Here is a 13,354-nt window from a genome sequence, read left to right on the forward strand (position 1 = left end):
TCGTTGCTAACGCCCAAACGAAAGCGGCCCGGCTTCCGCAATGGAGGCCGGGCCGCAAATCAGCTTAAAACGCTAGAGCGTATTATGGGCTAACTGGTGCGTCGTCATCGCCATCAGCAAAAGCGAAAACGCCGATTGCCAAGATACCAGCGATAAAGCCAGCAGCGATGATGCCAGCGCTGCCGCCGCCCAGTTCGCTTTCAGCTTCAACAGGTGCAGCAACCTGCGCCATGACTGGCGCGCTTGCGAGGCCGAGAACGGCCAAAGCTGCAAAAACATTCTTCTTAATCATTTGAGTATCCCTCATTTAAAAATATCGAGCCTGCATTCGCGCAGCTTACGTTACCCCATCGTGAATAGTGGTTAAGAATTATTGAAGCAACGAATTTTTTTAAGCAACTTATCGCAGCTAATACACGGTTCATTGCTGAAGCGGGCTATTTCTCCGATTTCAGCGGGCATCATCGGTTTGGCGACCCGCCACGCAGGACAAGCGCATGTCCACGCTTGCACCTATGGACTGTTACACTTAGCTAATACGCTATGGCTGACCCGTATAGCACCCTTGGCATTGCCCGCACCGCTTCTGAAAAGGAGATCAAGAGCGCGTATCGCAAGCTCGCCAAAGAGCTGCACCCGGACAAAAACAAGGACAATCCCAAAGCCTCAGAGCGCTTTTCCGACGCCACCAAAGCCTATGATCTGCTGTCTGACAGCGCCAAGCGCGCTCAGTTTGATCGCGGTGAAATTGATATGGAGGGCAATCCCACCAACCCGTTTGGCGGGTTCAGCGGAGGCCCAGGGGGCGGATTCGGTGGTGGTGGCGGTCAGCGCAGCTACAGCGCGGATGACCTTGGCGGCTTCAGCCCGGACGATATGGACCTTGGCGATTTGTTCGAAGGTCTGTTTGGCGGCGGTAAACCGCGCGGCGGCGCGAGAGGCGGAATGGGCGGCGGGCAAAGACGCGGCGGATTTGGCGCGCGCCCCTCACCTCCGCCCAAAAAGGGCGCGGACATTCAATACCGCCTAGCGGTTCCTTTCATTGATGCAGCAGCTGGCGTCGACCAACGCATCACTCTGGCCGATGGCAAGACGATCGATCTGAAACTGCCCGCTGGCGTCGAGGACGGCACGCAAATGCGCCTGAGGGGCAAGGGCCATGATGGGCCGGGGGGCAAAGGTGACGGCCTGGTAATTGTCGAGGTTGGCAGCCATCCGTTCTTCCGCCGCGACGGCGATCATATCCGCATGGATTTGCCGCTGACCTTGGACGAGGCGATCCGCGGCGCGAAGGTTAAATGCCCGACCGTTGATGGCCCGGTCATGCTCACGATTAAACCCGGCACCAATGGCGGCACTGTGATGCGTCTCGGCGGCAAAGGCTGGACCAAAAAGGGCGGCAAACGCGGTGATCAATTGGTGACGCTGGAGATCCAATTGCCAGAAGATCTTGAAGCCTTGTCGGAAAAGCTCAGCGATTGGAGCGATCCTGATAAACCGCGCGAGAAATTTGGCCTGTGATCATTAGGGCTTTCTAACCCATGGGCGCGCCGACCGGACTCCCCAATGACAATCTCCGCGAGGTGCGCTCGCACTCGCCAGAGGCGCGCCGCGCCCGGCTGAACGCGCAGGCCAGCCCGCAGGGGCTAATGAGCACTGGCGAAGCGCCGCTCTCTGTGCGCGGCAAAATGCTGAGCACGCTGGGTCCGGGCTCGCGCGCTTTTACAGTGGTGAAGCGGGCCGCGATTGGCACCTACAATGATGGCTTCATCCACGCTGGCAATCTGGCCTATCTATCGATGTTGGCGATCTTCCCATTCTTCATCCTGGGCGCGGCTTTGTTTGAGCTGGTTGGCGGCAAAGAGAACAGCGCCGGGCTGATCGCGACAGTGCTCACTGCAATGCCGCCGATCGTCGCGGATACTATCGCACCGGTGGCCAACAATACGATGGGCGCGCGCAGCGGCTGGCTGCTGTGGTTTGGCGCGGGCGTCGCCTTGTGGACGGTCTCCAGCCTGGTTGAGACCATTCGCGATATTCTGCGCCGTGCCTATGGCACGGTCGCCAGCCACGCGTTTTGGAAATACCGCTTGCTTTCCGCAGGGCTGATCCTGGGCGCGGTCGTGCTGCTGATGGGATCGCTGTTTGCGCAGGTTGCGATTGGCGCCGCGCAACAGCTGATTGATGCGCGCTTCCCGCAATTGACCGAAGCGGTCGGCACCTTGCGTCTGTCGCGCATCATCCCGGCCTTTGGCCTGTTCGGCTCGCTTTACCTGCTGTTCTATACGCTCACCCCGGCGGCATACCGGACAAAGGCCTATCCCAAATGGCCCGGCGCTTTGTTCACGGCTGCTTGGTGGCTCGGGGTTTCAAGCGCGCTGCCACCGATCCTGCGCAGCTTTTTTACCTACAATCTCACCTACGGCAGTTTTGCAGGGATCATGATCGCGCTTTTCTTTTTCTGGCTGGTGGGGCTAGGGCTGGTGATCGGCGCGGAATTGAACGCTGCGCTTGCAGAGCCTGACAGTGATAGCAGGCAAGCGAGCGAAGGCGGCGACGCGCAAGACGCAGGTAATGAATGACGAGGAGGATGCGATGGGTACGGCTGGTCAGGGTCTAATGCAGGGCAAACGCGGGCTGATTATGGGCCTCGCGAATGACAAGTCGATCGCCTGGGGCATCGCCAAGCAGCTGGCCGAGCAAGGCGCTGAGCTGGCGTTTTCCTATCAGGGTGATGCGCTGGCCAAGCGGGTGAAACCACTCGCAGATCAGCTCGGCAGCGACTTTGTGTTTGAATGCGATGTGTCGGATATGGCGTCGCTCGACAGCGCATTTGATACGCTCAAATCACGCTGGGACACGCTGGACTTTGTGGTCCACGCGATTGGTTTTTCCGACAAATCGGAGCTGCGCGGCAAGTATGTCGACACCAGCCTCGATAATTTCCTGATGACGATGAACATCTCGGCCTATTCGCTGGTCGCGGTGACCAAGCGCGCAGCGGAAATGATGCCGCCATTGCAGGAAGACGGCTCAGGCGGCGGCAGCATCCTGACGCTGACCTATTATGGCGCGGAAAAAGTCATCCCGCATTACAATGTAATGGGCGTCGCCAAGGCGGCGCTCGAGACCAGCGTGCAATATCTCGCCAATGATCTGGGGCCAGCTCGGCATCCGAGTGAACGCGATTAGCGCAGGACCGATCAAGACATTGGCGGCAAGCGGGATCGGCGATTTCCGCTACATCCTCAAATGGAATGAATACAATTCGCCCATGCGCCGCAATGTGACCATCGACGAGGTCGGCGGATCAGCGCTCTACTTCCTCTCCGATATGTCCAGCGGCGTAACCGGCGAGGTCCAACATGTGGACGCCGGATATCACGTGGTCGGCATGAAACAAGAAGACGCGCCTGATATTACTGTGTCGTAGGGGGCCGGCGACAATCGATGCCCGCTAAGGCTGGTCGGGCCAGATTCCGCGCGTGTCGTAGACCTGTTTGTTAGCGCGTTCCGCCAGAGGCACGGATTTGAAGAGGTCGTGGTCGACGAGCACGATCATTACATCGCATTCTTCAATCGCAGTATCGATGTCACAAAGCCGCGCGCCTGTGCCCTTAAGCTCAGGCGGCAGATCGGCAATGTAGGGCTCGACAATGTGAATGCGCTCCCGGTACTCGCGCGCTAAAGTCGACGTCACCAGCCGAGCGGGACTCTCTCTTAGATCATCGATATTGGCCTTGAACGCCAAGCCTAGACAGGCAATTTTTGCGTCAGGATTGGATTTCACCAGAGCCTGCGCCCGAGCGATCACGTGATGGATCTTGCCATCATTGACCTGCCGCGCGGTTCGGATGAGCGGGCTTTCATCGGGCGCGCCGTTCACGATGAACCATGGATCAACCGCAATGCAATGCCCGCCTACACCAGGCCCAGGTTGCAGGATATTGACGCGCGGATGGCGATTGGCGAGCTTGATAACCTCCCAAACATCCAATTGCATCGCGTCAGAAATCATCGACAGCTCATTGGCGAAGGCAATGTTCACATCGCGGTAGGCGTTTTCGACAAGCTTCGTCATTTCAGCGGAGCGTGCATCGGTCGTGACACATGCCCCCCGCACGAAGCGTTTGTAGAAGGCAAGCGCCTTGCGCGCACAGCGCGGCGTAACTCCGCCGATTGAGCGATCATTGTTGATCAATTCTTCCAGAATGCGCCCGGGCAAGACACGTTCTGGACAATAGGCAATCGCGACGTCCGGCGTGCCGTCGCTTAGGCCCGGCATCGCCAAATCAGGACGTTTCGCGGCGATCGAATCGCGGATTTTCTCAGTTGTCTTCACTGGTGAGGTGGATTCAAGAATGATCGTGTCGCCGCTCTTGAGCACCTTCGCCACTTCTTCTGCAGCCGCAAGGACATAAGAAATGTCGGGCGTGTGCGATCCATCTTTCTCAAATGGCGTTGGCACCGCTATCACGAATACGTCCGAACTAGCGACCTCGGTCGATGCCTTCAGAAATCCGCGCTGTACCACGCCTTGAACCAGTCCATCGAGATCGACTTCTTCGATATGAATTTCGCCGCGGTTGATCGTGTCGACCACTTCCGAGGACACATCGACCCCTTGCACGCGCATGCCCGTGCGGGCGATCACGGCCGCAGTGGGCAGCCCGATATATCCTAGGCCAATAACACAGACAGTGGGTTGATCATCGCCGCGCATGAAAGAGTTTGCCTCAAAACCAAAACAGTCTGAGGTCATTGGAGCAAACAGGTAAATTTAGCGGTAACGATACTCTGAGCGCGCCGCGCCGTTGGCTTACGCGTGCTGATCAACCAGCAGTTTTGCGATCAGCGCGCTGCTGTGTCCGTCACCAAAGGGGTTATGCGCCTGAGCCATCGCGGAATAAGCGCCCGGATCATCCAACAAGGCCGTGGCGGCCTCGACAATGGTCTTACGATCAGTTCCCACCAGCTTTGCGGTCCCCGCGGCAACGCCTTCTGGACGTTCAGTGGTCTCCCGCATTACCAGCACCGGCTTGCCCAGCGCAGGGGCCTCTTCCTGGACCCCGCCGCTATCGGTCAGCATGATGTCTGCCAGCTCAAGCAGATGCACGAAGTGGGGGTAATCGAGCGGTTCGATCATCGCGACATTGCTCAGCCCCTTGAGCTCCTGATCCATCACCGCGCGCACATTGGGGTTCGGATGGACCGGAAAGATGAGCGCGGTATCATCACGCGTAGCCAGGTCAGCAATGGCCCCGGCGATATTTTCCAAACCTCCGCCAAAGTTCTCGCGCCGGTGACTTGTCACGCCAATGATACGCTTGCCAGCAAATCGCTGCTTCAGCTCATCCAAACCGCTGGCGAGGCCCGGATTATCAGCAATGCGCTGCGTCACCCAGTGCAAGGCGTCGATCACAGTGTTGCCGGTAATGTGGACCTGCTCCTCGGGGACGGCCTCTCGCATTAATGCCTCAGCCGAGGTCTGCGTTGGCGCAAAATGCAAATCGGCGATGGTACCGATCATCTTGCGGTTCACTTCTTCGGGCCAAGGGTGATAGATGTTGTAGCTGCGCAGACCGGCCTCGACATGGCCAACGGGGATTTTCCGGTAATACGCGGCCAGCGCCCCCACCATAGCGGTGGCAGTGTCTCCCTGGACAAGCACGCGGTCAGGTTTGACCTCATCCATCACGGCGCCGATTTTCAGCAAGAGCCGCGATGTTAGCGCATCAAGGGTCTGGTCAGGTTGCATGATATCGAGATCAAAGTCGGGCGTAATCTGCCCGATCTCCAGCACTTGATCGAGGATAGCGCGATGCTGCGCTGTCACGCATACAATCGGCTCCAAACCATCGGTCGCTGACAAAGCCTGCACTACCGGAAACAGCTTAATGGCCTCGGGACGCGTGCCGAAAATGACGAGAACCTTAGGGGCAGTTTCTTGGGCCAAATCAGTGCTCTTTGTTTTGCCGTGTCTGAGGAGGTGGAGGTCGGTGTTGCGCTTCTATTCTGGAGCGCTAAGCGACTTCAGACAAGCCAATTGAAAGCGCGGTATTGCAGCGACTTGGAGCAGAAATCCGTCTGAAAGAGCTGCGAGTCTCAAAACGATCCATGCGCCTAAACATCCCGCCGAGCTTTAGGTGGGCGCTGTCATAGTGAAACTCCAGCGCATCGGTCACGTCTCTGAGAATTCGATAGACTCGATGGCACCCGCAACGGCTCGTTCTCCCGAAAAGACCCTCAAGTACAAACCGACTTCCATGAATTCACAGTCTGCTTAGCCGTTGTGCAATACGAAAGACAGCTGTTCCCGCTTTGAGAGGCGCTTCGAAGAAGGCCTCCTTTTCGTTACCACAGCGCAATTGGAGTTTCGTGCTCGGAATTTGATCTGCAGGCGAAAGAGAGTGCGCTACGGTTATTTGGAATGGCGCTTCGTTTGCCACACGCACGACCTTCTGGGCCAAGAATCCGTTTCTTCCGGAGTCCGCGGAAATATCAAGACCCCTACCATTACGCTTTATCTGTGCCCTGAAACCGGCCTGATCTGCCAAAGACCAGCTGAATGGAGGATGCCCCGCTTGCCAATCACCGAGGTTATTGTCGGAAGAGGTGTCGGTAATGAAAAACTCTTGATGTACATCGTAGGCTTCTTGAAACTCACCCTCTTTAAACAGACTTTCGATCAATCGGCCATGAAAGGTAGGATCTTCGATTTGGATTAGTTTTCGCAGCTGAAGGAGGTCTGGCAGGGCAGTTTCTTCAAGAGCGGCGAACCTTAAGAAAGGTGTCATCCAACCAGGCTCGCCACGAAAAAGATCCGCGAGCAGTTCTGCTCCATCTCCATCTTGCAATGCGACTAAGAGAACTGGAAAGAACTGGCTAGTTAACTCAGGATTGACCCTCAGCAGTCGATCGATGGTTTCAAAAGCTCCGTTGTAGTCGGTAGCGTTGAGCTGTGATTGCAAAACCACCCCCTGCAATGCGGGGTCCCGGCGATCCAGCGCATTAGCCGCCTCCATGATCCGAGTTTGGGTCGCATTGTCACGCGCTGCCATCAACAAGATTGCATGAGCCTTTGGCGTCAGCGGCTCTGCCGCGACCGCCTTAAGCGCCAAAGGAGCAACAGAAATTGCAGCTTCTTCGACGAGCCCAGGGTCTGCTGGGTCAGCAACCCCGCGTGTCATTCTATTGAATGCCAAGCGCTCGTATGCCTTTCCGTTCATTGGCATCACGGATACTGCCGTTTCTGGTGCGCTACGGATAGCGACCATACTGATCGCCTGAAGCGTTAGAAGGCAAGCAAGCAGTAGGCCGAAGAAAACGGCTAAGGCCAAACGCATGGGGTGGGTGATCTTTATGATATTACTCCAAAAGTCCCATTACGCTTTGTCGTCGCCATCGTCGTCGCGAGCGCTACTCCCATAGCCATAACCGTAACCGTATCCATAGCCATATCCGTAGCCGTACGCGGAGTCCCCTTCGTTAATCTTAGTCACAATCGCGCCAAGGATTGTCGCATCAGCAGTCCGCAAGCGAGTGAGGGCATTCTCAATCCCTCGCAGTTTAATGCGATCCGCTTCGATCACGTATATGACGCCTTCGACGGCCTTGGAGAGTTCAATTGCGTCAGCCAACGCAAGCATCGGAGCACTATCAACGATGATTTGATCATATTGGCCTTTCGCCTCATCGATCACTTCCTTCAAGCGCTCGCTAGCAAGCAATTCAACCGGATTGGGCGGCGTCTGCCCAACAGGGAGAAAGTCAAAGCCAAACCGCTCTTGAGGGTGAACAACCTCGTCCACACGCAGGTTCTTGTTCGTCAAAAGTGACGACAAACCGAGCTCCGGAGGCGCGTCAATATCCAGCATTTCTACCAGACGCGTGTTCCTCAAATCGGCGTCGATAAGCAGAGTTCTCTTGCCAAGCTGAGAGAAGCTTGTGGCGAGAGCCGTTGCAGAGACACTCTTACCTTCGCTCGGCACAGACGAGGTTACCATTATCGTGTCGGGAGCCCCATCCGACGTCAGGAAGCTCAAATTCGTCCGTATGGAAGCATAGGCTTCATTGGTTTCAGATGCCCGATGGATGATTTCCGGCACAATATCGTCTGTCCTTGCGTCAGGTATAGCGCCGAGCAAAGTCAGTCCAAGACGGCGTTTCACGTCCTGAGGATCCCTCAGGGTCTGACTGAGTGCCGTTCTGAGATATACGATAGCAACGCATGCCCCCAGCCCGAGCGCGAGTGCTGCAGCAAGATTGAGCAACAACGAGGGAGAGTAAGGCTCGTCCGGCACATATGCTTCATCAATCAGCTTGATGTTATTCTGGCCTGCCCCAGCCGCCTCAAGCTCTTTGTAACGCTGGAGCAGCGCCTCATAGAGCTCCCGGTTCGTATCTGCCTCACGCTTCAAAATACCATATTGGATGCCTTGGCCTTGCTGACCAAGAAAGTTCGATTTTGCAGCCTGAAGCTCTCCTCGCAGTTCTCGCTCGCGCAGCACTGAGGCGTTTAAATTCGCTTGCAGGTCCGATAGTTTCGAGCCGCGAAGGTCATCAACCGCTTTACGCAAGGAAGCCACCTCAGCATCCTTTTGGATAAGGAGCGGATAACCTTCCCCAAAATTGGCTTTGAGGGACGCGAGTTCACCCTCTGCAACCGCGAGCCTGTTTGCCAAGGCATCTTGCGAGCTACCGCCCTCAACAGCACCAGCGCGCAAGTTTGCCTCGGCCACAATGCGATCAGTTACCGCTTTCGCCAGAGCCGAGTTGATCGCGGATAGGTCAGAGGCAATCAAGGATTGGCTAGCAGTGCTGGAACCACCGTCTTCTGACGCCCCGCTCTCGAGAACCAGAATCCCATTCGCGTTGGCATATTCGACTAGTTCAGTTTCGGATTCCGCCAGGCGAATGCGCAATTCTTCAATTTGTTGCTCAAGAAAGTTGCGAGCCTCGATGTTGGTCCCGAAACGCTTCTCATAGTTGGCCGCGATAAACTCATCTGCCCAAAGATTGGCAATAGTTGCCGAGACCTCTGGGTCCGCGCTTGAAAAACCAATATCCACGAGACTCGATTGAGCGATTGGTTCGATGGTCAAATTATCAAGCAAGGTGTCTTCTAAGCCTTGCTGCGTGACCTCAGTCTCATCTTCCACGCCCACTGCGGCCAGGAAGTCGGGATTGCGCATCAGGTTCCCTGCCTCGATCACTCGCGACGTCATGAAACGAGATTCCAAGAGCTCGTATTGCGTATTCAAATATTGGAGTTCGTTGACCGTGCTGTCCGTTTCCAACATCGCGATGTCGGTGACGTTGGCGGCCAGCTGATTGATCTCCAGACGAGCGTTGGCGCGGAACAATTCCGTCGCAAGCAAGGTCACCATGAGACCCGCTAGGATCATGAAGGTTATGATGCCCCCAAGCCAATAGCGCAGCGAGCGGGCCTCGTTAATGTAACGATCAAGATTGAGGTGAAAAATATCGTTTTCGGTGCCACCGGCACCGGCAGGATATGAGGGTTGAGCCTCGGTCATACTGGATTGATCAGCCATCGATTTTTCTATCTCGTCGTGCGGTCAATTATGACAGATGCTGCTGTGGCAATTGGAACCAACTGAAGGATCGTTTGGAAGCGCCGCCTAGCCGGAGAGTCACCCACCATCACGATGTCATTGGGATATAGGACGGGATCCTCGTAGTTTCCTCGTTGGATCGCCTGCATATTATAGAGGCCGACATAGTTTTGGCCATTGACTTCGCGCAACACCAAAATGTCATCCAATTTGGCAAAGTCATCCAGTCCACCCGCAGCATTGATAATGCGCAGCAAAGTCTGGGCACCTGCCGCAGGATAACTGCCGGGCCGCTCTACTTCGCCGCCAACAGAAATCGTTGGGACCGGAAAATTATCAGGGACCACACGGACCTGAGGATCAACGACGTATGTACCGCGCAATGATTCAGCGAGTAATCGTGCCACCTCGTTCGGAGACTTGCCGTCAACATCGACCATCCCAACCAAAGGAAACTGAAGCCGACCCAGCTCATCAGTCAGGAATTTGCCACTTAACAGCTCCGCTCCGATGACCTCGACTTCCAAGACTTGCTGTGGACCAATCCTGTAAATGAAATCGCCTCTAGGCTCAGGCAATGTCTGCAGATCGGTTACTTCGATGTCAGGCGCAGTGCCGTATGATCGATCTACCGCACAGCCGGACAGAAGAATTGCGAGACAGAGCGCAACCGCAAGGCGACTACCTGTATTCATTAGTCAATTTCCAAATATTCATGTGAAGCGCAGTTCATCAGACGTCACCATTCTTAGAAGGCGATTTTCCTTTGTCAGCCCACTCGCGCTCGAACCCGATGGCCATTAAGAACCAAACCCCAATTGCCTGGAACGCAGGGGCGCGCAACGGGTAGTCGAACAAAGACGCGAACGCAATGATCGAGAAGATGGCTACCCAGAAAATAGCCGATGAAATGCCGGTTCGCTGGTTCTCCAAGATTTGGATAATGGACTGAAAAACCCAACGGAGGGCCAAAACGAGAATAACAATCGCTAAGCACACCGCCTTCGATTACGAGCTGCGCCCAATCATTGTGCGCCTGATTGACATATTTTGGCATCAATAGACTGGTGGGTTCGTAAATGTGATAGAGTTGTTCAAATGCGCCAAAGCCAGCACCAAACAGCCAATAGGTGTTGATCATCTCAGTCAGTGCTGGCCATATTTCCCAACGAAGATCTTCGAATGGGTCCTTACTCAGAATATCGGAGAACGCTGGAACGCGATCAAAAAGCAGAAAAATGACCGGCACGAATGCCATCATCAAGATGCCGATGCCCACAAACAACCGCCGCTTGCGAGCGATACTTTCCTGGTGCGGCTTGCGGCGCGACCGCCCACCTTTCCCAGGCTGCCAACTCGCAAAAAAGATCATCGCAGCTGCTGTTATACCTGCGAAGAACACAAAGATGATCCCGCCTCGCGACCCGCTAATCAGGGCCGCCAACACTATGATAAGCGCTGCGGCAGGATAGCCTACCCTGGCAAGCCCTCGCCGCCTTGCGTTCGGCTCATCAAGAGACAGTTTAGTGACCACTAACAATGCGCAAGCGGAAAAAGCCGCGGAATGGTTTTCGTTGGCGAAAATCCCGACTGGCGCCCCTCTGTTGCTATATTGATAAAAATAAAGCGCGCTATTGGATCCATCAATCACTTGAGCGACGCCGAGAATCGCATCAAGAACACCTAGGCTCCCAATGACGACCAACAGAAGCCGCGAATTCGCCTTAGCCGCAAGAGCCACCATCAGTGCTGCAAATGGGACAATCAGGCCGGCTGCGGCATTCCATCCCCTCGCAGGTGCCATTGATATGGGCCGCCAGTTATCCTCCAGCCCCAAGGCAGCATCCAATGCGGCAACTTCTTCACGCCCGGCAAGAGCAGTCCAGAGCCCCGGGGGAAGAGGGATAAGCTGCAAGAGGGTCCAACCGATCAAAGCGACGAGCAATGTCGCCAATACCCTCACTCGCTTGATCTCGCCCCGTTCAAACCAATAGAGGGCAGGGATCAAGAATAGGGCGGCAAGAGGGCGCAGTGCGATTAATTGCACTGGATCTGTGCGAGAGCTGCCACCGAGCACGGCCAAAGTCATCGCGAACAGCGCAAGTGTCACGACGGGAAGCGCCATAGCGTTGCGTCGATAGTCGATCACGAAAACCAGCAAATCATGTTAGAAGTCATAGACAAACGGCACGCATCAAAAGGTCTCAGATCTAAAATGAGCTGCGGAAGGATTAAACAATGTAAGCCGACCGAGCAGTTCTGGCCAACGCCATTCAGCAATACCCCGCTTTTGATTCAGCGCAAGGTGCGTGAGACCACCGCCTAAATTGGGGCTGTCCTCGAAATCGTCATCTGGCGCCCAGATACGAGTGCTTTCATGGCTAGACAAGCGAGCCTTCCTGCGGTTTTTCCTTGTTGACCAGCTGCATCAAAATCGCGCTTTGCAAGGGGTCAAAGAAGCCATTGCCATCCCGCGCCTCCGCTTCGCGAGGCGAATTAAGCATTTCTGCGACAAGCTGGGCATTGCTTGCGTCGAAGAAGTTATGATCGCCTATTCGCTCGCGCAGTCCATTTTGCAGCGCACCCGGTAGCGACAGCAGGCCCACCTTGAGATTGAAGAATGACGCTTCAAAAAGGACTGTAGAATCTTGGCCCACAACAGCCTGACAGTCGGCAAACTGATCGTATAGCGCGAGGCCAGCCGAGCCAGCAGAAACATTCGGCAAAGCGAGGCAAGAGTAACGCCTGTTGAGGTCGCGTCTGTCCTGCGGGTGAACTCGCAAAACGAATTCCTGTGCAGGCATATTGGAGCAAATCTCAACAAATGCCTGATTGAGTTGGTCAGCCAAATTAGGCTGAGAGACCAGCAAGATTTTTCGCCCACTGGGCATTGCCGCGCGCTGAGCGCGCTGGGTCCAGATATTCGGCGCCCCAGCATTGAACACTCGCCCTTGAGGAAGTCCCCAGCCCTTGTCCAACCACTCCGACCCGAAGGTCAAAAAGCCGCTAGGATCGATGCCCGCGCAATAAGGCGTTTCATACTTAAAACCGATCGAACCAACCACTCCGTGCTGAAACTCATAAGATGGGATATCCATGTCGCGACAAGCAGCCAAGACACCGCTGTTGATCCAACGGTTGACCACAAATACTGCTTTTGGTCGGACTTTCGCTAAGAGACGCAAAGCAGACTTTTTCTCGCTACGAAATGCCCTCAATTCCCGGCTAAGGAGCGTTTGTACGTTGGCCGATGGACGATCGAACTTATCGCCCAACAATTTCGCCAATGCCGCGATGGTTTCCTTGTCCTTAGGCGAAATTTTGCTCGGAAGCCGCCCTGCGACACGGGAGAGGATTTTAGGAGCATCATATTTGCGGAGGTTACTAGTGACAGCGGGTTCTAGATGTCTGCCCTCAAGCGGGCGCTCAAATGAGAGGGTGCTTAGGCCCTTTAGCGTTAAAAAATCGCCGACCGGGTCAGTAAATGGATCGACATAACCAGCCTCGGTGAGCTGTCTTCTACCAAAGCCCCAGAAAGCCACCTCAGCCGCTGGAACACTCTTCAAGTCCCACAGTGAAGCCAAAGATCCGAAGGCTATAGCAGCAGCACCGCTAACGCCTGCGTCACCGCGTCTATGCGGCTCATCGAGGCCGAGCCGGACTGTGTGATTGACGATGAAGCTATTGCGGATCAAGCGCCAAATGGGGACCCCATCGACCAAGGCGTCGTAAACTCCGCTATCCATTTCCCAGCGTAGTATGTCAGAATACTCACG

Annotated in this window: 10 protein-coding genes and 1 pseudogene; 3 read left to right on the forward strand and 8 right to left on the reverse strand. The window is 55.3% G+C overall.

From position 1 onward, the window contains the following. Nucleotides 1–82: 82 nt before the first annotated feature. Nucleotides 83–292 (reverse strand): hypothetical protein, encoded by a 210-nt coding sequence (locus AC0V6U_RS13700; RefSeq protein WP_472643691.1) that lies wholly within the window; start codon nucleotides 290–292, stop codon nucleotides 83–85. A 251-nt stretch (nucleotides 293–543) separates the two neighbouring features. Here AC0V6U_RS13700 and AC0V6U_RS13705 point away from each other — a divergent pair, with 251 nt between their 5' ends. From AC0V6U_RS13705 to fabI, 3 genes and pseudogenes are all read left to right on the forward strand, one after another. Next, nucleotides 544–1,521, forward strand: a complete 978-nt coding sequence (locus AC0V6U_RS13705) for a DnaJ C-terminal domain-containing protein (protein WP_472643692.1) — start codon at nucleotides 544–546, stop codon at nucleotides 1,519–1,521. Nucleotides 1,522–1,541: 20 nt separating this feature from the next. Beyond that, complete coding sequence (locus AC0V6U_RS13710) at nucleotides 1,542–2,582, forward strand: YihY/virulence factor BrkB family protein (protein ID WP_472643693.1); 1,041 nt, start codon at nucleotides 1,542–1,544, stop codon at nucleotides 2,580–2,582. A gap of 37 nt (nucleotides 2,583–2,619) precedes the next feature. After that, nucleotides 2,620–3,433 (forward strand): annotated as a pseudogene (fabI, locus tag AC0V6U_RS13715) (enoyl-ACP reductase FabI). Nucleotides 3,434–3,457: 24 nt separating this feature from the next. Here fabI and wecC read toward each other — a convergent pair. From wecC to AC0V6U_RS13750, 7 genes are all read right to left on the reverse strand, one after another. Then, on the reverse strand, nucleotides 3,458–4,723 hold the full coding sequence (wecC, locus tag AC0V6U_RS13720) for a UDP-N-acetyl-D-mannosamine dehydrogenase (RefSeq protein ID WP_472645773.1): 1,266 nt from the start codon (nucleotides 4,721–4,723) through the stop codon (nucleotides 3,458–3,460). Nucleotides 4,724–4,819: 96 nt separating this feature from the next. After that, entirely contained in the window at nucleotides 4,820–5,956 is a 1,137-nt protein-coding gene (wecB, locus tag AC0V6U_RS13725; RefSeq protein ID WP_472643694.1) for a non-hydrolyzing UDP-N-acetylglucosamine 2-epimerase, read from the reverse strand. Nucleotides 5,957–6,272: 316 nt separating this feature from the next. Next, on the reverse strand, nucleotides 6,273–7,346 hold the full coding sequence (locus AC0V6U_RS13730) for a hypothetical protein (RefSeq protein ID WP_486169497.1): 1,074 nt from the start codon (nucleotides 7,344–7,346) through the stop codon (nucleotides 6,273–6,275). 39 nt (nucleotides 7,347–7,385) lie between these two features. After that, nucleotides 7,386–9,557, reverse strand: a complete 2,172-nt coding sequence (locus tag AC0V6U_RS13735) for a GumC family protein (protein WP_472643696.1) — start codon at nucleotides 9,555–9,557, stop codon at nucleotides 7,386–7,388. Nucleotides 9,558–9,565: 8 nt separating this feature from the next. Continuing rightward, a complete protein-coding gene (locus AC0V6U_RS13740) occupies nucleotides 9,566–10,273 on the reverse strand; it encodes a polysaccharide biosynthesis/export family protein (RefSeq protein WP_472643697.1) in 708 nt (235 codons plus the stop codon). Between the two features lie 74 nt (nucleotides 10,274–10,347). Then, entirely contained in the window at nucleotides 10,348–11,739 is a 1,392-nt protein-coding gene (locus tag AC0V6U_RS13745; protein WP_472643698.1) for an O-antigen ligase family protein, read from the reverse strand. A gap of 220 nt (nucleotides 11,740–11,959) precedes the next feature. After that, nucleotides 11,960–13,273 carry a hypothetical protein gene (locus AC0V6U_RS13750; RefSeq protein WP_472643699.1) on the reverse strand — a complete coding sequence of 438 codons (1,314 nt, stop codon included), beginning with the start codon at nucleotides 13,271–13,273 and terminating at the stop codon, nucleotides 11,960–11,962. Nucleotides 13,274–13,354 lie beyond the last annotated feature (81 nt).

The sequence above is a fragment of the Erythrobacter sp. W36 genome (genome assembly GCF_057364935.1).

Bases quoted from the DNA above. Each gene is read 5' to 3' on its own strand.
- AC0V6U_RS13730 (WP_486169497.1), bottom strand. From the start codon at position 7,346: ATGCGTTTGGCCTTAGCCGTTTTCTTCGGCCTACTGCTTGCTTGCCTT.
- AC0V6U_RS13740 (WP_472643697.1), bottom strand. From the start codon at position 10,273: ATGAATACAGGTAGTCGCCTTGCGGTTGCGCTCTGTCTCGCAATTCTT.
- wecC (WP_472645773.1), bottom strand. From the start codon at position 4,723: ATGCGCGGCGATGATCAACCCACTGTCTGTGTTATTGGCCTAGGATAT.
- AC0V6U_RS13710 (WP_472643693.1), top strand. From the start codon at position 1,542: ATGGGCGCGCCGACCGGACTCCCCAATGACAATCTCCGCGAGGTGCGC.
- AC0V6U_RS13705 (WP_472643692.1), top strand. From the start codon at position 544: ATGGCTGACCCGTATAGCACCCTTGGCATTGCCCGCACCGCTTCTGAA.
- AC0V6U_RS13700 (WP_472643691.1), bottom strand. From the start codon at position 292: ATGATTAAGAAGAATGTTTTTGCAGCTTTGGCCGTTCTCGGCCTCGCA.
- AC0V6U_RS13735 (WP_472643696.1), bottom strand. From the start codon at position 9,557: ATGGCTGATCAATCCAGTATGACCGAGGCTCAACCCTCATATCCTGCC.